Annotated in this window: 15 protein-coding genes; 13 read left to right on the forward strand and 2 right to left on the reverse strand. The window is 63.8% G+C overall.

The features are described from left to right. The first annotated feature begins 5 nt into the window (after positions 1 to 5). From B5V02_RS15415 to B5V02_RS15455, 9 genes are all read left to right on the forward strand, one after another. Positions 6 to 1,991: a CocE/NonD family hydrolase gene (locus tag B5V02_RS15415; RefSeq protein WP_111544983.1), complete on the forward strand. Its 1,986-nt coding sequence runs from the start codon at positions 6 to 8 to the stop codon at positions 1,989 to 1,991. Between the two features lie 154 nt (positions 1,992 to 2,145). Then, a complete protein-coding gene (locus B5V02_RS15420) occupies positions 2,146 to 3,732 on the forward strand; it encodes an ABC transporter substrate-binding protein (RefSeq protein WP_111544984.1) in 1,587 nt (528 codons plus the stop codon). 16 nt (positions 3,733 to 3,748) lie between these two features. Further along, positions 3,749 to 4,708: an ABC transporter permease gene (locus tag B5V02_RS15425; RefSeq protein WP_111544985.1), complete on the forward strand. Its 960-nt coding sequence runs from the start codon at positions 3,749 to 3,751 to the stop codon at positions 4,706 to 4,708. Between the two features lie 9 nt (positions 4,709 to 4,717). After that, positions 4,718 to 5,542, forward strand: coding sequence for an ABC transporter permease (locus tag B5V02_RS15430; protein WP_111544986.1), 825 nt, complete (start codon positions 4,718 to 4,720; stop codon positions 5,540 to 5,542). After that, entirely contained in the window at positions 5,542 to 7,197 is a 1,656-nt protein-coding gene (locus tag B5V02_RS15435; protein WP_111544987.1) for an ABC transporter ATP-binding protein, read from the forward strand. Before B5V02_RS15430 ends, B5V02_RS15435 begins: the two co-directional genes overlap by 1 nt. A gap of 121 nt (positions 7,198 to 7,318) precedes the next feature. Next, complete coding sequence (locus tag B5V02_RS15440; protein ID WP_111544988.1) at positions 7,319 to 8,158, forward strand: alkaline phosphatase family protein; 840 nt, start codon at positions 7,319 to 7,321, stop codon at positions 8,156 to 8,158. Positions 8,159 to 8,417: 259 nt separating this feature from the next. Continuing rightward, the gene (locus tag B5V02_RS15445) at positions 8,418 to 8,981 is read left to right on the forward strand and encodes a sigma-70 family RNA polymerase sigma factor (protein ID WP_111544989.1); all 564 of its coding nucleotides are present in this window, start codon (positions 8,418 to 8,420) and stop codon (positions 8,979 to 8,981) included. After that, complete coding sequence (locus B5V02_RS15450; RefSeq protein ID WP_111545425.1) at positions 8,978 to 9,646, forward strand: anti-sigma factor; 669 nt, start codon at positions 8,978 to 8,980, stop codon at positions 9,644 to 9,646. Before B5V02_RS15445 ends, B5V02_RS15450 begins: the two co-directional genes overlap by 4 nt. Then, positions 9,636 to 11,078, forward strand: a complete 1,443-nt coding sequence (locus tag B5V02_RS15455; RefSeq protein WP_111544990.1) for a S8 family serine peptidase — start codon at positions 9,636 to 9,638, stop codon at positions 11,076 to 11,078. Before B5V02_RS15450 ends, B5V02_RS15455 begins: the two co-directional genes overlap by 11 nt. A gap of 132 nt (positions 11,079 to 11,210) precedes the next feature. Here the strand turns inward: B5V02_RS15455 and B5V02_RS15460 are convergent, their stop codons facing one another. Then, the gene (locus B5V02_RS15460) at positions 11,211 to 11,711 is read right to left on the reverse strand and encodes a hypothetical protein (protein ID WP_111544991.1); all 501 of its coding nucleotides are present in this window, start codon (positions 11,709 to 11,711) and stop codon (positions 11,211 to 11,213) included. 135 nt (positions 11,712 to 11,846) lie between these two features. Between B5V02_RS15460 and B5V02_RS15465 the strand changes: the two genes are divergently transcribed. Then, positions 11,847 to 12,755, forward strand: coding sequence for a LysR family transcriptional regulator (locus tag B5V02_RS15465; RefSeq protein WP_111544992.1), 909 nt, complete (start codon positions 11,847 to 11,849; stop codon positions 12,753 to 12,755). 38 nt (positions 12,756 to 12,793) lie between these two features. Here B5V02_RS15465 and B5V02_RS15470 read toward each other — a convergent pair whose 3' ends face one another. Then, entirely contained in the window at positions 12,794 to 13,816 is a 1,023-nt protein-coding gene (locus B5V02_RS15470; RefSeq protein ID WP_111544993.1) for a LacI family DNA-binding transcriptional regulator, read from the reverse strand. 362 nt (positions 13,817 to 14,178) lie between these two features. Between B5V02_RS15470 and B5V02_RS15475 the strand changes: the two genes are divergently transcribed. The 3 genes from B5V02_RS15475 (at position 14,179) to B5V02_RS15485 (ending at position 17,947) form a co-directional block, all read left to right on the forward strand. After that, entirely contained in the window at positions 14,179 to 15,534 is a 1,356-nt protein-coding gene (locus B5V02_RS15475) for an ABC transporter substrate-binding protein (RefSeq protein WP_111544994.1), read from the forward strand. 243 nt (positions 15,535 to 15,777) lie between these two features. Continuing rightward, on the forward strand, positions 15,778 to 16,791 hold the full coding sequence (locus B5V02_RS15480) for a carbohydrate ABC transporter permease (protein WP_111544995.1): 1,014 nt from the start codon (positions 15,778 to 15,780) through the stop codon (positions 16,789 to 16,791). Position 16,792: 1 nt separating this feature from the next. After that, on the forward strand, positions 16,793 to 17,947 hold the full coding sequence (locus tag B5V02_RS15485) for a carbohydrate ABC transporter permease (protein WP_111544996.1): 1,155 nt from the start codon (positions 16,793 to 16,795) through the stop codon (positions 17,945 to 17,947). The last annotated feature ends 2 nt before the right edge of the window (positions 17,948 to 17,949 follow it).

Here is a 17,949-nt window from a genome sequence, read left to right on the forward strand (position 1 = left end):
CCCGCATGAAAACCGTCACCGAATTTCCCCGCAAGGTCGTCGAATTTCCCGACATGGGCATCGTCATGCCCGATGGCTGCCGGCTGTCGGCGCGGGTGTGGATGCCGCAAGATGCCGGCGACGACCCGGTGCCGGCGATCCTTGAGCACCTGCCGTACCGCAAGCGGGACGGCACCATCTTTCGCGATCAGCTGACGCATCCCTATTTCGCCGGCCACGGCTATGCGTCGATCCGCGTCGACATGCGCGGCAATGGCGATTCCGAAGGGCTGATGGACGACGAATATTCCGAGCAGGAATTGCAGGATGCCTGCGACGTCATCGCCTGGGCGGCGTCGCAGCCCTGGTGCAACGGCAATGTCGGCATGATGGGCATTTCCTGGGGCGGCTTCAACTGCCTGCAGGTGGCGGCCAAGCAGCCGCCGGCGCTGAAAGCTGTGATCAGCCTGTGTTCGACCGTCGACCGCTATGCCGACGACATCCACTATAAGGGCGGCTGCCTGCTGATCGAGAATTTCGGCTGGGCCTCGACGATGCTGTCCTATTCGTCACGGCCGCCGGACCCGCTCCTGGCCGGCGACAACCGGTGGCGCGATCTGTGGCTGACGCGACTGGAGAACCAGCCCTTCCTGGCACCGCGGTGGCTGAGCCATCAACATCGCGACGCCTATTGGAAACGCGGCTCGATCTGCGAGGATTATTCCGCCATCCAGGCCGCGGTGCTGTCGATCGGCGGTTGGCACGACGGCTACCGCAATACGATCTTGCACCTCGTCACCAACATCCAGTCTCCGGTGAAGGGCATCGTCGGGCCGTGGATCCACAAATACCCGCACTACGCCGCCCCCAAGCCCGCCATCGGCTTTCTTCAGGAAGCGTTGCGCTGGTGGGACCGCTGGCTGAAGGGCATCGACACCGGCGTCGAGGCCGATCCGGCCTACCGCGCCTATGTCATGGACAGTGTCCGCCCGGCGCGCTGGCATCCCGAACGGCCCGGCCGCTGGGTGGCGGAGCAGGAATGGCCGTCGTCCACCGTCAAGACGCAATCGATCGATCTTATCCCCGACGGCAGCAAGCCCTCTATCGTCGCCTCGCCGCAGAGCTGCGGCCTCGCCGGCGGCGAGTATTTTCCGTTCACCTTCGGCCCCGAATTGCCCGGCGACCAGCGCCCCGACGACGCTTTGTCGGTGTGTTTCGACCAGCCGGAACTCGGTGAGGCGATCGACATCGTCGGCGCGCCCGAAGTCGAGGTGCGGCTGTCGTCCGACCGCCCGCAGGCAAACATCGCGATCCGGCTGTGCGATGTGCATCCCGATGGAGCGTCCGAGCTGATCTCCTACGGCGTGCTCAATCTGACGCATCGCAATTCGCACGAATTCCCCGAAGCGCTGGTGCCGGGCGAAACCGTGTCGGCGCGCGTGGTGCTCGATCAGTGCGCCTATCGCGTGCCGGCAGGCCACCATCTGCGCATTGCCGTGTCGAATGCCTATTGGCCGATGATCTGGCCGTCGCCGGAGTCGGTCCATCTCGCCTTGTCGGCCGCGACGCTGGCCCTGCCGCTGCGGCCGCCGGCGACAGGCAACGAAGTGACGTTCGCCGAGCCGGAAGGCGCTACTCCCTGGGCGACCGAGACGATCCGTGCCGCCAAATCCGAGCGTCATATCGATCGTGACGAGAAGACCGGAATTGTGACGCTTTCCATAACAGATGATTTTGGCGAGGTGCGCGATCTTGCCCATGGCCTGGCCAATGGCAGCATCGCCCGCGAGACCTGGACGATCCATCCAGACGATCCCCTGTCGGCCTCGGGAAAAACGCACTGGACGCAGACCCTGTCGCGAAATGGATGGTCGGTGCGCACCGAAACATTAGCCGAAATGCGATCGGACGCGCAAAACTTCATCGTCAGCGCCAGAATCGAGGCCTATGAGGGCGAAACTCTCGTTTTCGAGCGTAATTTCGAGGAACGAGTGCCGCGCGCGCTCCTTTGAGCACGGATTTCGTTGATCCAAATGCGACGTACGATTTACGCCACGGCATGTCGCATTCGGTCTTGCTTACCGCTTTCCCTTGCGGTCATTATTCTCCTCACAAGAAACAAGAAAAACGACCGCAGAGTCGAACCAACAGAGTGAGGAACTCAACATGTCAAACGAACTGGAATTCCTTAGCCGGCGAGTCGCGTCCGGCAAACTGAGCCGTCGCGATTTTCTCGGCCGGGCGGCAGCGCTTGGCGTCACCGCGACCTTCGCCAACTCGCTGCTTTCAGGTGCGGCGCGCGCGGCAGGCCCGATCAAGGGCGGCACCCTGAAGGCCGGCCTCGTCGGCGGCGAATCCACCAACAGCCTCGACCCTGCGCTGATGATGACGCAGGTTCCGTTCGCCTTCGGCAAGTGCTGGGGCGAAATGATCGTCGAGCTATCGCCGGAAGGCAAGCTCGAGAACCGTATCGCCGAGGAGATCGGTTCCTCGGACGACGCCAAGGTGTGGACGTTGAAGATCCGCGACGGCGTCGAATTCCACAATGGCAAGACGGTGACCGCGGAAGACGTGGCCGCGACACTCGAGCGCCATTCGGACGAAAAGTCGAAATCCGGCGCGCTCGGCTACATGAAGGGCATCGAGACCATCAAGGCGAGCGGCAAAGAAGTGGTGCTGACGCTGAAGGAGGCCAACGCCGACCTGCCCTATCTGCTCAGCGACTATCACCTGATCGTGCAGCCGAATGGCGGCAAGGACAAGCCTGATGCCGGCATCTCGGCCGGCCCGTACGTGGTCAAGACCAACGAGCCCGGCGTGCGCCATGGCGGCGAGCGCTTCGCCAATTACTGGCAGGGCGACAAGATGGGCCATGCCGACCAGATCGAAGTCATCGTCATCAACGATGCGACCGCGCGCACGGCGGCCCTGCAGGGCGGCCAGGTCAACATGATCAACCGCGTCGAGCCGAAGATCGTCGACCTGATCAAGCGCCTGCCGGGCGTCACCATCCGCAACCACGCGGGTCCTGGCCACTACGTGTTCATCATGCATTGCAACACGGCACCGTTCGACAACAACGATCTGCGCATGGCACTAAAGCTGGCGATCGACCGCGAGGAAATGCTGGACAAGATCCTGCGCGGCTACGGCTCGCTCGGCAACGACTTCCCGATCAATTCGTCCTATCCGCTGTTCACCGAGATCGAGCAGCGCAAGTACGATCCCGACAAGGCCAAGTTCCACTACAAGAAGTCGGGGCACGACGGCACCGTGCTGCTGAGGACCTCGGATGTCGCCTTCCCGGGCGCTGTCGATGCCTCACAGCTTTTCCAGCAGAGCGCTGCCAAGGCCGGCATCAAGATCGAGCTCAAGCGCGAACCCGGCGACGGCTACTGGAACGAGGTCTGGAACAAGCAGCCCTTCTGCGCCTCCTACTGGGGCGGCCGCTCGACGCAGGACCAGATGTACTCCACCGCCTATCTGTCGACCGCCGACTGGAACGACACGCGTTTCAAGCGCCCGGATTTCGACAAGATGGTGCTTGCGGCGCGCGCCGAACTCGACGAGGCCAAGCGCAAGCAGATGTACCACGACATGGCTGTCCTGGTGCGCGACGAGGGTGGTCTGATCCTGCCGATGTTCAATCAGTTCATCGACGCGACCGGTGCCAAGGTCGACGGCTGGGTCGACGATCCGCATCAGGAATTGATGAACGGCTACGCCCTGGCGAAGTGCTGGCTGCAGGCCTGAGCCCGGCTTTGCGGATATGTCTTCACCCATCCTGAAGCTAGTTGCCCAGCGCGTTGCGCTGGGCATCGTCCTGTTGCTGGCCGTTTCGGTCCTGATCTTCGCCGGCACCCAGATCCTGCCCGGCGACGTCGCGCAAGCCATTCTCGGGCAATCGGCAACACCGGAGTCGCTCGCCAACCTGCGCGAGCAGCTCGGCCTCAACGATCCGGCCTATATCAGGTATTTCCGCTGGCTCGGCGGCGTCCTGACCGGCGATCTCGGCACAGCCATGTCGAGCGGCCAGGATATCGCGACGTCGATCAAGGGCCGGCTGTGGAACACGCTGTTCCTCGCCTTCTGGGCGGCGATCGTCGCCGTGCCGCTGGCGATCATCCTCGGCCTGATCGCCGTGCGCTACCGCAACGGCTGGGTCGACAAGCTGATCTCCGGACTGGCGCTGGCCTCGACCTCGTTTCCCGAATTCTTCATCGGCTACGTGCTCGTCTATTTCTTTGCCGTGAAATGGCAGATCTTCCCCGGCATTTCGACCGTCTATGACGGCATGCCGTTCGGTGAGCGCATGCAGGCGATCGCCTTGCCGGCTACGGCGTTGACGCTGGTGGTGCTGGCCCACATGATGCGCATGACGCGCGCGGCGATCCTCAACGTCATGCAGTCGGCCTATGTCGAGACGGCCGAACTGAAAGGCCTGTCGGCGTTCAACGTCATCCGCAGGCACGCCTTCCCCAACGCGATCGCGCCGATCATCAACGTCGTGATGCTCAACCTCGCCTATCTGATCGTCGGCGTCGTCGTGGTCGAGGTGATCTTCGTCTACCCGGGCATGGGGCAGTATCTCGTCGACCACGTCACCAAGCGCGACGTGCCGGTGGTGCAGGCGGTCGGCCTGATCTTCGCTGCCGTCTACATCAGCCTGAACATCATTGCGGACATAGGGGCCATCGTCGCCAATCCGCGCCTCAGACATCCAAAATAGGGGGCGGATATGCTCGATATCAAACGCATCCCCATCCCCGCGCTGATCGGCATCGTGCTGACGGCACTGTTCGTGTTGGCGGCGCTCTTCGCACCCTGGATCGCGCCGCACGGCAATGGCGAAATCGTCGGCGACGTCTGGGAACCGATGTCGGCAACGCACTGGCTGGGCACCGACAATCTCGGCCGCGATCTCTTGTCGCGCATGATCTACGGTGCCCGCATCACTCTGTTCATCGCGGTGCTCGCCACCGCGCTGTCGTTCTCGCTCGGCGCCATCCTCGGCTTCTCGGCGGCGGTGTTCGGCGGCTGGTTCGATACGCTTTTGTCGCGCCTGGTCGACTTGTTGATGTCGATCCCGACGCTGATCATGGCCCTCGTCGTGCTCTCCGTGCTGCCGACCAACCTGGTGACGCTGATCCTGGTGATGGGCGTTCTGGACTCGACCCGCGTTTATCGTCTGTCACGGGCTGTCGCCGTCGACATCAACGTCATGGACTATGTCGAGGCAGCGAAGCTGCGCGGCGAAGGCAGCGCCTGGATCATTTTCCGCGAGATCCTGCCCAACGCGCTGTCGCCGCTGGTTTCGGAACTCGGCCTGCGCTTCATCTATGCCGTGCTGTTCCTGTCGACCCTGTCGTTCCTCGGCCTTGGCGTGCAGCCACCGGATGCGGACTGGGGCGGCATGGTCAAGGAAAACAAGGACGGCATCGTCTTCGGCATAGCCGCCGCACTCATCCCGGCGGCGGCGATCGCCTTGCTGGCGATTTCCGTCAACCTGGTTGCGGACTGGGTGCTCAACCGGACGACAAGCCTGAAGGGAGGACGCGGGTGATGGCTGACAGCAAAGCGAAACCTGGCCTGCTGCTCGACATCCGCAATCTGCGCATCGAGGCCACTGTCTTCCCGCCTGGCGAGCCGCCGAAGAACATCGTGCTGGTGCACGATGTCTCGTTGACGCTAGAGAAGGGCAAGGTGCTTGGCCTGATCGGCGAATCCGGCGCCGGCAAGTCGACCATCGGCCTGTCGTCGATGGGCTATGGCCGCGGTGGTGTGCGCATCACCGGCGGCGAGGTCATCCTGAACGGGCGCGATATCCTCAAGGGCGGCAAGGACGGCTTCCGCAAGCTGCGCGGCCGCGAGGTCTGCTATGTCGCGCAATCGGCGGCGGCCGCCTTCAACCCGGCACACAGGCTTATGGACCAAGTGGTGGAAGCCACCCTGCTGCACGGCACGGCGACGCGCGCCGAGGCCGAGAAGCGCGCCGTTGCGCTGTTCAAGAAGCTCAGCCTGCCCAACCCCGAAACCATTGGCGAGCGCTTTCCGCACCAGGTCTCGGGCGGCCAGTTGCAGCGCGTGATGACGGCGATGGCGCTCTGCTCCGAGCCGGACCTGATCGTCTTCGACGAACCGACCACGGCGCTCGACGTGACGACGCAGATCGACGTGCTGGCGGCGATCAAGGACGCCATTCGCGACACCCATGTGGCGGCGCTCTACATCACCCACGACCTTGCCGTTGTCGCCCAGGTCTCGGACGAGATCATGGTGCTGCGCCATGGCCGGCTGGTCGAATGGGGCGGCACCCGGCAGATCATCAAAGAGCCGCGCCAGGAATACACCAATGCGCTGGTGTCGGTGCATGAGATCGAGCACGCCGAGCAGAAGCCGGGCACGACGCCGTTCCTGTCGGTCAAGAACGTCACCGCCGCCTATGGCCGTAGCCGCATCAAGGTGCTGAAGAATGTCTCGGTCGACATTTATCCGGGTCAGACGCTGGCCGTGGTCGGCGAATCCGGCTCCGGCAAGTCGACGCTGGCGCGCGCCATCACCGGACTTTTGCCACCCGAAGAGGGAACCGTCACCTTCGACGGGCGCCCGCTGGCAAACCGGCTGGCCGACCGGCCGAAGGAGGATCTGCGCCAGCTGCAGATGATCTACCAGATGGCCGACGTGGCGATGAATCCGCGCCAGACCGTCGGCACCATCATCGGCCGGCCGCTGGAGTTCTATTTCGGCATACGCGGCCGCGAGCGCGACAAACGCGTCGCCGAACTGCTCGACAAGATCGAAATGGGCAAGGGCTTTTCCGACCGCTACCCGGCCGAGCTTTCCGGCGGCCAGAAGCAGCGCGTCTGCATCGCCCGTTCGCTCGCCGCCAAGCCGAAGCTGATCATCTGCGACGAGGTGACCTCGGCGCTCGATCCGCTGGTCGCCAACGGCATCCTGAAGCTGCTGCTCGAGCTGCAGAAGGAAGAAAACGTCGCCTATCTGTTCATCACCCATGACCTCGCCACGGTGAAGTCGATCGCCGATTCGATCGCGGTGATGTATCGCGGCGAAGTGGTGCGCTATGGCCCGAAGAGCAAGGTGCTGGCGCCGCCCTTCGACGCCTATACCGACCTTCTCCTGTCATCGGTCCCAGAGATGGAGATCGGCTGGCTGGAAAAGGCGATCAAGGGACGGCGCATGGCCAGCGCGGGGAATTAGAGCAATTCCAAGTGTGAAACGGTAATGCGCTAGGCGAGTGCTGGCTGAACGCCTGACGAACCTGGCCGTCAGGCCCGGGACTTTATCCCTACCCCTGTGACAAGACTGCAAGGAGCCGCCCATGGCGCTCAAGACCAAGTTTTTGCTGATCATCCTTGACGGCGTGCCCTACAGGAACTGGCGCCGGCTGATGGGCAATCTCGAAGGCTGGGTGCAATCGGGCGAAGCGCGGGTCTGGAAGATGCGCTCCGTGCTGCCGTCGACCTCCGCCTGCTGCTACGCCTCGATCCACACTGGGGTTTCGCCACAGGTGCATGGCATCCTGTCCAACGAGAACCGGTTCCGCGTCGAGCAACCCGACATCTTCTCCGAAGTCAGCAAGGCCGGTGGCAAGACCGGCGCCGTGACCCATTCCTATTGGTCGGAGTTCTTCCGCGCCTATCCGTTCGACCTGGTCGAGGACATGGAATTCGACGAGCCGGGCGGGCCGATCACGCATGGCCGGTTCCACACCATGACCGGCTACAATCTTCGCAACCAGATGACGCCGAGCGACGTCGACCTGTTCGCGACGTTGACCATGCTGACGCGGCGCCACGGCATCGACTACGGCATCCTGCACACCTGCACGCTGGACTCAATGGGCCACCGCTTCGGCCACGACTGCCACGAGATGGATCATGCCGTCTATGCGATGGATGGCATGCTGGCCGCCTTCCTGCCGCGCTGGATCGAGGCCGGCTACGAGGTCATGGTCACCGCCGACCACGGCCAGACCGATCGCGGCCATCATGGCGGCCATGACGACGAGATGCAGGATTTCGCGCTGTATTATTTCGGCGCCGGCAAAGGCCCGCAGGCCGAGACGCTGCTCGACCAGCTGCAACTGGCGCCGACCATCTTGAGCCGCCTCGGCGTGCCCGTGCCGGCGACGATGAAGGCCAAGCCGTTTTTGAGTTGAGCGGGCGCCTTCCCTTCACGCTTGTGAGGAGGGTGGATTGTCGCGAAGCACCAGCGTCGCCCGCCCTACGCTATGGCTTCGGGCGTTCGTCACTTCAATCGACAAATCGTTGTCGATTGACCCGCCTTCGGCGGGACGTTCCTCACCTCTGGCAACCGCCCCGCTCTTGAGTTAGCCTCCGCAAATTCCTTGGCGGAGGATGAACCTTTTTGGACCGATCAGCGACAGAGCAGACAGGAGCCAGGCGGCTCGACCGGCTATGACGGCGACGGAGACCGATCGCGCGCTTGTCGACCGGGTCGCGAAGGGCGACCGTGCCGCCGTGCGGCTCCTGTTCATGCGTCACCACGCGCGGGTCTATCGCTTCGTGGCGCGCCAGACGGGATCGGAAATGATGGCTGACGATATCGCGAACGAGGTGTTCCTCGAACTGTGGCGGCAGGCGCCAGGCTTCGAGGGGCGCTCCGAAGTCTCGACATGGCTGCTCGGCATCGCCCGGTTCAAGGCGCTGTCTTCGCTGCGCAAGAAGAAGGAAGACTGGATCGACGACGAGGCCGCCGCCGCGGTGCCCGACAGCGCCGACACGCCGGAAGTCGTCACCATGAAGGAAGACAAGGCTGCCGCCTTGCGGCGCTTCGTCGACGCCTTGCCGGAAGAGCACCGCACGGTGATCGATCTTGCCTATTATCATGGGCAGTCGGTGGGCGAGATCGGCGAGGTGCTCGGCATTCCGGTCGCGACCGTCAAGACCCGGATGTTCTACGCCCGCAAGAAACTCGGCGAGGCCCTCAAGGCCGCCGGTTACGACAGGGGGTGGCCATGAGCGCCGCTGAAAAGATGTCACGCCGCGACGAAATGGAAACGCTGTTGCCGTTCTATCTGAACGGCTCGCTGGAAGGCTCGGACCTGGAAGCCGTCGAGGAGTGGCTGGCCAGCGATCCGGCGGCGATGGCCGCCCTTGGCGAGGCCGAGGCCGAATTTTCCGGCACCACGGCCGCCAACGAAGCGATCCGCCCGCCGGCCGATGCGCTGAGCCGCTTCGCCAGGGCGTTCGACGCCGAAGCCGGGCCAGCCCGCGCGCCGGCAAACTCGTCCTGGCTGGCGCAGGCCTGGGGCCGCTTCATGGCGGTGCCGGCCGGTGTCGCCTGGGCTGCGGCCGCGGTACTGCTGGCGCTGATCATGGTGCAGTCGTTTGTTCAGCCCGGCGGCAGGGGTAAGGATTTCGAGATTGCGGGTGCGGAAGGCGATCTGGCGAAAATGCCGTTCGCCCTGGTCAAGTTCAAGCCGGATGCAAAGATGTCGGATGTTTCCGGCTTTCTCGGCAGCAACGGGCTGAAGATCGTCGGTGGACCGACCGCCGAGGGCGTGTTCCGGCTTGGCATTCCCGCTGCCAACGCAGCCGACTACACCAAGCAGCTTGGCCTTATTGCCGCCCAGCCTTTCACCGAGACTGTGATCGAGGGAAGGAAACCGGTTGATGGCGGCTGAGGCGGCGGTCATTCGATGTGCGGCAATGCTGGCGGCGGCGATGACAATCGCCGCCGTGCCTGCGTCGGCGCAGACCAACGCCCCCAATCCCCACGGCGCGAAAATCGACTGCAGCGACGCGAGCAATGCGGCAGGCGCTGACTGCGCCAAGGACGGCAGCGACACAAAGGGGGGATCGGGCGCGTCACAGACCGGCGCTGTCTTCCTGCCGGCCCTGATCGTCGACCTGTTCCCCAATCCGGTTGCGCCCCCGGCACCGCTGCCGACGCCACGGCAGGACCCGGCGACTCCGCCTGCCAACAACCAGGCCGGCCCGCCGCCTGGCGGCCCGATCGTCTCGCCGACCGATCTCATCGCTGTTCAGCCGCCGCGCGCGGTGGCCGGCGATTTCGTGCCCGACGAGGTGCTGGTGACGGTCGACGGCGATGCCGGCGCCGTGCAGCAGATCGCCGCGTCCTTCGGTCTCCAGGTGCGCTCGCAGCGCCAGTCGCGGCTGCTTGGCACCACGCTGGTGCGCTTCGGCATTCCCAATGACCGCCCTGTCGGCGTCGTGCTCGCGCAATTGGCCGCCGACGGCCGCACACAGCGGCGCGAACCCAACCATGTCTATTCGCTGCAGCAGGCCGCCAGCATCGTCAACTATGCCTTCGAGCGCATCGCGCTCGACTCCAAACAGGCCAGCGGCGAAAACGTCCGCATCGCGGTGATCGATACCGGCATCGACGACAGCAATCCGGCGCTGTCCGGCGTCATCGCCGGGCAGTTCGACGCCATGCCCGACGTTCCGATCGAAAAGCGCGATCATGGCACGTCGGTCGACGGGCTGATCGCCGGTGTCGGCGCGCTGGAGGGCATGGCGCCAGGCGCCAGGATCTACCACGCCCGCGCCTTCGAGGGTGGCAAGTCGACCATGGACGTCATCCTGTCGGCGCTCGACTGGGCGGCGAGCCAAGACGTTCGCATCATCAACATGAGCTTCGTCGGGCCGAAGAACGACCTGCTCGGCGTCGCCTGCCGCAATGCGCGGGCGCTCGGCATCGTGCTGGTCGCGGCCGCCGGCAACAACGGGCCTAAGGCGCCCTATGGCTACCCGGCCGCGTTCGACGGCGTCATCGCGGTGACCGCCACCGACGCCAGGGACGGGCTGATGCCGCAGGCCAATCGCGGCGCCTATGTCTTCATCTCGGCGCCTGGCGTCGAGATGGTGGCGCCGAGCGGCGCCGGCTCGGACGTGGTCACCGGCACCTCGTTCGCGGCGGCGATCGTGACCGGCGCCATCGCCAATCTCATCCATGCCGCGCCCGACCGCTCGGCCGACGGCATCGAGAAGGCGCTGGCGGCAACGGCCAGGGATCTCGGCCCCAAGGGGCGCGACAATGATTTCGGCTACGGCCTGCTCGACATCAAGGCGGCTGAGTCTGCGAAGGACTAGTCCGCGACGGCTCAAGTCGCCGTTTGCCTAGAGCGGTTCATCGTTTCAAGGAAACGCCGACCCGCTCTATCTGTTTGTTTTGACGCAATTCCCTAAGGGAAAGCGCTACGCGCTTTTCCCAGGAAAACCGTTTCACACTTTTCCTGGAATTGCTCCAGGACGCACCAGAAAATAGAATGCGACGATGTGCGTGATCATCAGCAGCGGTACGTAGATGACCGGGATCGCGTAGGTGGCGCCCAGTTCCCCCGCGCGTGTGGGAAGGCCGAGCTGGACGGCGTGGTAGTAGTCGACGATGAGGTCGACCGTGCCGACGAGATTGAAGGCGACGACGAACGCCCAGAAGAGCTGAGGTATCCTCACCGTGAGCAGCGCCAGCATGGCCAGCACCCCGGTTGCGAAGTCGCCATAGGCGGCGAACATGGCGAAGCCGGCCGGCAGATTGGGACTTACGACGCCCGGAACGAGGAAGACGAGCCCGAAGAAGCGGAACCTGTGCAAAGTTGCAATAACGCGTTGCGCCGCGACCCGGTCCATCGACCTCAGCCACGGGAGACCGTATGCACCGAGGCAAAGCAGCCACGCGACATAGCCTAGAACGAAATGGGTTTGGAACACGACTTCCGTGGACATCTGGCCTTCTCTCAACAGTTGGTTCACGCGGCCTCGGACATCGCGCTTGGGACGCAGGCAGCCGCTCTGGCAGCTTCAATCGATTACCTAAGCCCGCTTCCATAATTCGACTATCCGCTGTAATCACAACAACCCATGAAGCAGAACTACACAGTCCGACACGGTGCGCTGGAGGGCGTCGAGGCGTTCCTGGCTGTCGCCAGGCACCGCAACTTTCGCCGTGCCGCCGCGGAGCTCGGCGTGACGCCGTCCGCGGTGAGCCAGGCGGTGCGCGCGCTGGAAGCTCGCATGGGCACGGCGATGTTTGTCCGCACGACGCGGAGCGTCGGCTTGACCGAGCCTGGTCAGCGGTTCCTCGACCGTGCCGGCCCAGCCTTCGAGGAGCTCGTCGCGGCCGGCGAGGCGGTGCGCGATGCCGGCCAGCGGCCGACCGGGCTGCTGCGCCTGTCCGTGCCCCGCGCCGTCGTGCCGTTGATCCTGGAGCCGATGATCGCGTCGTTCTGCCGAGCCTATCCCGAGATCGAGCTGGAGATCGCCGCGAGCGACGAGATGGTCGATCTCGCGACCGGAGGGTTCGATGCCGGCATCCGGCTCGGCCAGTTCATCGCGGCCGACATGGTCGCGGTGCGGCTCACTCCGCCGTTCGCGTTCGTGGTCGTCGGCAGCCCTGACTATCTCGAGCGCCACGGCCGCCCCGAGCGTGTCGACGACTTGCGCCGCCACGCCTGCCTGCGCTTGCGCCGTTCGAACGGCGCCATCGCGCCCTGGGCCTTCGTCGACGGCAACGGGGCGATCGAGGCGATGGTCTCAGGGCCGCTGATCGCACACGACTATCCGACGTTGCTTGGGGCCGCGATGCAAGGCGTCGGGCTGGCGCAGACGCCTCGACCTGTCGCCGAACGTCCGATCGCCGAGGGAAAACTCGAGCCGGTGCTGGACGGCGTCGCCGCCTCGACGCCGGGCGTCTTCCTCTATCATCCCGGCAAGCGCCAGGTCCTGCCGAAGCTGCGCGCCTTCATCGATCACCTCAAATCCGCGGCCTGAGACAATCCGACCAACTGTCTTTCCGACTTGTTCGGTCCTCAGGCCGGCGCGCCGGCGACCGATCCCCTGACCACCAGGTCGACCGGCCAGACCTCGCCACGAACGCCCTCCTCCAATCCCGAAATCCGTGCCGCCAGCCGCTCGGCGACGCGCGCGCCAGCGAGACGGATCGACGAGCGCGTCGTCGACAGCGGCACGGAGAAATTCTCCGGCCTCAGCCAGGGAAAGACGTCGTCGTGGGCGATCAGCGACACATCGCCAGGAATGGTCAGGCCGAGGTCGCGCACCGCGCGCACGACGCCCAGCGCCATGATCAGGCTGGAGCAGACGATCGCGGTCGGCGCGTCGCCCGCCTCCAGCAAGCGCTTGGTGGCGCGATAGCCGTTCTCCTCGGTCATGACCACCGAGCAGACATGGCGTTCGCCCAATGCCAGCCCGCTCGCCGCCAGCGCCCGGCGCACCCCGCGCTCGCGGTGGATGGCAAAGGTCTCGCGGTCGTCACCATTGATCAGCGCCAGCCGCCGGTGGCCGAGTTGGATCAACAGCCGCGACGCCTCGTGAAAGGCGCCCTCATTGTCGATGTCGGTGAACGGATAATCGAAATCGAAGCCTTCGCTGCGGCCGTGGACGATGAAGGGAATGCCGAGCGTGTTGACCAGCGCCACGCGGCGGTCGGCGGGCCTTGGCGAGGAAATGTAGACGGCGTCGACCTGCCGGTTGGCGACGATGCGCCGGTAAGTCGTTTCCTGGTCGTCGGCATCGGCCGGCGACAGCACCAGGTCCAATTCATGCGAGCGGGCATAATCGCCGAGGCCGGACAGGAACTCGACGAAATGCGGATCGATGTCGACGGACGCACCGGTCGGCAGGACATAGCCGATCATGCCGGTCTTGCCCGTCGCCAGCCGGCGCGCGCTGGGGTTGGGACGATAGCCATGGCGCTTGGCGGCGTCCATCACCCGCCGGCGCGTTTCCTCGTTGACCTCGGGATAGCCGTTCAGGGCACGACTTACCGTGGTTTGCGAAAGCGCCAGCATATGGGCGAGCTGCTTGAGGTTCACAGGAGGCCTCCACGCCTCAAAGCGCTTTTAATTCGATTGGATCTGGGCTCCACGAGGGGCGCAGCGATATGAAGATAAGCATAGGCGTGCTTTGGGCGAGTTTGAAACAAAAATTACTGCTGCACTGCCATAAATACATGCTGCAGCGCACTTTTCGCGTCTCGCAAGCCCAAAATTAAATCGATTAGCCAGCCACCCTCTTGACTTCCGAGCGATTCAATGGCGTGATCAAGAAAGCCAAAGCGCTTTGGAAGACTCTTCGAAAGGTTGCGGTTCCTTTGCGACTGAGTCACAGTCCTGCGGCGTCGGCGGGCGGAATGGAGGTTCCGTCCGGTGCTTGTGACCCACTGGGAGGAATACCGATGAAGAAAATACTTTTGCTGGGTGCTGCGTTTGCCACGTTCGCCCTGAACGTGCCCGCGCAGGCCGAACTGAAGTTCAAGCCAGGCGAGGATCCCCGCTTCAACTGGGCGAACTACGAAGAGCTCAAGAAAGTCGATCTCAAGGGTGAGACGCTGTCGATCTTCGGACCGTGGCGCGGTGAGGACGAAGGCCTGGTGCGCGGCGTTCTCGACTATTTCTCGGAAGCCACAGGCGTCGAGATCAAATACTCCTCATCGGAGAATTACGAGCAGCAGATCGTCATCGACACGCAGGCCGGCAGCCCGCCCAACATCGCCGTGCTGCCGCAGCCGGGCCTGATCCAGGACCTGGCATCCAAGGGCCTGCTGACGCCACTGGGCGACGACACCGCCAAATGGGTCAAGGACAATTACGGCGCCGGCCAGTCATGGGTCGACCTCGGTACCTTCAAGGACAAGGACGGCAAGCCGGGCTTCTTCGCCTTCCCCTACAAGGCCGACGTGAAGTCGCTGGTCTGGTACTCGCCGGATAATTTCGAGGAAGCCGGCTACAAGGTGCCGAAGACGCAGGAAGAACTCGCCGACCTCGAGAAGAAGATCATCGCCGATGGCGGCAAGCCGTGGTGCATCGGCCTCGGCTCCGGCGGCGCCACCGGCTGGCCGGCGACCGACTGGGTCGAAGACCTGATGCTGCGTACCCAGGCTCCGGACGTCTACGACAAATGGGTGAAGAACGAGATCCCGTTCAACGATCCCGCGGTGGTCAACGCCATCGACATCTTCGGCAAGATCGCGACCGACGACAAGATGGTCGACGGCGGCGCCAAGGCGGTTGCGGCGACCGATTTCCGCGACAGCCCGAAGGGCCTCTTCTCGGTGCCGCCGAAATGCTACCTGCACCATCAGGCGTCATTCATCCCGACCTTCTTCCCGGAAGGCACCAAGGTCGGCCAGGACGCGGACTTCTTCTACTTCCCGCCCTATGCCTCCAAGCCTGAACTGGGCACGCCGGTGCTCGGCGCCGGTACGCTGGCGATGATCACCAAGGACTCAAAGGCCGCGCGCGCCTTCATCGAATTCCTGAAGATGCCGCTCGCTCACGAGATCTGGATGGCCGAGGGTGGTTTCGTGACGCCGTTCAAGGGAGTCAACAAGGCTGCCTATGCCAGTGATGCGCTGAGGAAGCAGGGCGAAATCCTCGCCAATGCCTCGACCTTCCGCTTCGACGGTTCCGACCTGATGCCGGGCAAGATCGGCGCCGGCGCCTTCTGGACCGGCATGATCGACCTGGTCGGCGGCAAGTCCGCGCAGGATGTCGCCACCGACATCCAGAAGAGCTGGGACGCGATCAAGTAGCGGCTGGCAAGCAGCGGCCGTCCGGCTCGGCGACCCTACCATTCTCGCACTGGATCCGGGTCCTGCCGGCCCGGATCCGACGGCGGCCCGTGCCGCAGCCTTTCGTCATGAGCGCATAGACATGAAGCGCAATCGGCATGTGAACAGGTTTCCATCGCCGATGACGCTCCAAACAACTGAATCGGCGCCTGGTCCCGTCACCAAGGTCATTCCTTGTCGGATCATGCGCAGAGGGAGGGACCCATGGCGGCTCAGATTTTCTCGGCCATATTCGTCATCATCGTCGGGGTCGGCGGTTGCGTCGCCTATTTCTGGGGCGCCAACAAGCTGGTCGACCTGATATTCCCGTCGCGCGGCGTCGCCGGCGCCGCGGCCATCGACAATCTGCGCCGGCAAGGGCTGGTCCGGCCTTGGCTGTTCGTCGGTCCGGCGATGATCATCCTGACCATCTACCTCATCTATCCGGTGGTCGAGACGCTGCGGCTGTCATTCCTCGATCGCGGCGGCATAAACTTCGTCGGCTTCGCCAATTATGAATGGGCGTTCGGCGATCGCGAGTTCCGCAACTCGATCCTCAACAACATCGTCTGGCTGGCGGTGGTGCCGGCCGCCTGCACCTTCCTCGGCCTGATCATCGCCGTGCTTACCGACAAGATCTGGTGGGGCACGATCGCCAAGAGCCTGATCTTCCTGCCGCTGGCGATCTCTTTCGTCGGCGCCAGCGTGATCTGGAAATTCATCTACGAGTACCGTGGCGAGGGCCAGACCCAGATCGGCCTGCTCAATGCCATCATCCAGCATTTCGGCGGCCAGCCGCAGGTCTGGATATCGCTGCCGTTCTGGAACAATTTCTTCCTGATGGTGATCCTGATCTGGATCCAGACCGGCTTTGCCATGGTCATCCTGTCTTCCGCCTTGCGCGGCATCCCGGAAGAGACGCTGGAAGCCGCCGTCATCGACGGCGCCAATCCGTTCCAGATCTTCTGGAAGATCATGGTGCCGCAGATCTGGGGCACCATCGCCGTCGTCTGGACCACGATCACCATTCTGGTGCTCAAGGTGTTCGACATCGTGCTGACCATGACCAACGGCCAGTGGAACAGCCAGGTGCTGGCCAATCTGATGTTCGACTGGATGTTCCGTGGCGGCGGCGATTTCGGCCGTGGCGCCACCATCGCCATCATCATCATGATCGCGGTCATTCCGATCATGGTCTGGAACATCCGCCAGGCGAACAAAGAGACGGGAGGACATTGAGATGGCCGTTGCGACCGGAAATTCCTTCGCCAGCCGCTTTGGCGTCCACATTGCCGTCTTCATCTTCGTCGCCATCTGGACCATACCGACGCTCGGCATCCTGGCCTCGTCGCTGCGCGACAAGGACCAGATCATCGCCTCGGGCTGGTGGAACTCGTTCTCCAGTTCCACCCAGACGGAAGCCGGCCGGCTGCCGGCCGCCTCGACGCAAGTCGAAAAGGACGGCAAGTTCGTCCTTCAAGGCAACATCTTCGGCGACGGCGCTCACCGCAACATCAGCGCCTTTGGCGTCAAATCGGCGGCACCGACGCAATATCCCGCCGGCACGTCAGCCGATCTCGGCGACGGCGTCACCCTGCAGCTCAACGCCGACGGCAGTTTCGTCATGGCCTCGCCCAAGGCTTTCGAAGGCGATCGCGGCCAGCGCGTCTACTATGCCTCCTCGGCACCGCCGAAGTTCACCACCGACAACTACAAGACCGTGCTGTTTTCGGAAGGCATCGGACGGTCGTTCATGAATTCGCTGACCGTCACCATCCCGGCGACCGTCATCCCTATCCTGATCGCCGCCTTTGCCGCCTATGCATTGGCCTGGATGCGCTTTCCCGGCCGGGCGCTGTTGATTGCGGTCATCATCGGACTGCTGGTGGTGCCGCTGCAGATGTCGCTGATCCCGCTGTTGAAGCTGTACAACGGCGTCGGCGCTTTCTTCGGCATGCCGTCGAAAACCTATCTCGGCATCTGGCTGGCGCATACCGGCTTCGGCTTGCCCTTCGCCATCTACCTGCTCAGGAGCTACATTGCCGGTCTGCCGCGCGAAATCATGGAATCGGCGCGCATCGACGGCGCCAGCGATTTCGAGATCTTCGTCAAGATCGTGCTGCCGCTGTCCTTCCCGGTGCTGGCCTCGTTTGCCATCTTCCAATTCCTGTGGGTATGGAACGATCTGCTGGTGGCGATGGTTTTCCTGGGTACAGAGGCAGACCAGATCGTGCTGACCGCCAAGCTCAACGCGCTGCTCGGTTCACGCGGCGGCGATTGGGAGATCCTGACGACATCGGCTTTCGTGACCATCATCGTGCCGCTGATCGTGTTCTTCTCGCTGCAGCGCTATTTTGTCCGCGGGCTGCTTGCCGGCTCGGTGAAAGGAGGCTGAGA

This window comes from Mesorhizobium kowhaii, from assembly GCF_003253745.1.
GTDB lineage: Bacteria > Pseudomonadota > Alphaproteobacteria > Rhizobiales > Rhizobiaceae > Mesorhizobium > Mesorhizobium kowhaii.

Excerpts from the sequence above, each read along its gene's own strand:
- B5V02_RS15440 (WP_111544988.1), top strand. The coding sequence starts at position 7,319 with ATGGCGCTCAAGACCAAGTTTTTGCTGATCATCCTTGACGGCGTGCCC.
- B5V02_RS15435 (WP_111544987.1), top strand. The coding sequence starts at position 5,542 with ATGGCTGACAGCAAAGCGAAACCTGGCCTGCTGCTCGACATCCGCAAT.
- B5V02_RS15485 (WP_111544996.1), top strand. The coding sequence starts at position 16,793 with ATGGCCGTTGCGACCGGAAATTCCTTCGCCAGCCGCTTTGGCGTCCAC.
- B5V02_RS15480 (WP_111544995.1), top strand. The coding sequence starts at position 15,778 with ATGGCGGCTCAGATTTTCTCGGCCATATTCGTCATCATCGTCGGGGTC.
- B5V02_RS15465 (WP_111544992.1), top strand. The coding sequence starts at position 11,847 with ATGAAGCAGAACTACACAGTCCGACACGGTGCGCTGGAGGGCGTCGAG.
- B5V02_RS15445 (WP_111544989.1), top strand. The coding sequence starts at position 8,418 with ATGACGGCGACGGAGACCGATCGCGCGCTTGTCGACCGGGTCGCGAAG.
- B5V02_RS15475 (WP_111544994.1), top strand. The coding sequence starts at position 14,179 with ATGAAGAAAATACTTTTGCTGGGTGCTGCGTTTGCCACGTTCGCCCTG.
- B5V02_RS15420 (WP_111544984.1), top strand. The coding sequence starts at position 2,146 with ATGTCAAACGAACTGGAATTCCTTAGCCGGCGAGTCGCGTCCGGCAAA.
- B5V02_RS15455 (WP_111544990.1), top strand. The coding sequence starts at position 9,636 with ATGGCGGCTGAGGCGGCGGTCATTCGATGTGCGGCAATGCTGGCGGCG.
- B5V02_RS15450 (WP_111545425.1), top strand. The coding sequence starts at position 8,978 with ATGAGCGCCGCTGAAAAGATGTCACGCCGCGACGAAATGGAAACGCTG.
- B5V02_RS15460 (WP_111544991.1), bottom strand. The coding sequence starts at position 11,711 with ATGTCCACGGAAGTCGTGTTCCAAACCCATTTCGTTCTAGGCTATGTC.
- B5V02_RS15415 (WP_111544983.1), top strand. The coding sequence starts at position 6 with ATGAAAACCGTCACCGAATTTCCCCGCAAGGTCGTCGAATTTCCCGAC.
- B5V02_RS15430 (WP_111544986.1), top strand. The coding sequence starts at position 4,718 with ATGCTCGATATCAAACGCATCCCCATCCCCGCGCTGATCGGCATCGTG.
- B5V02_RS15425 (WP_111544985.1), top strand. The coding sequence starts at position 3,749 with ATGTCTTCACCCATCCTGAAGCTAGTTGCCCAGCGCGTTGCGCTGGGC.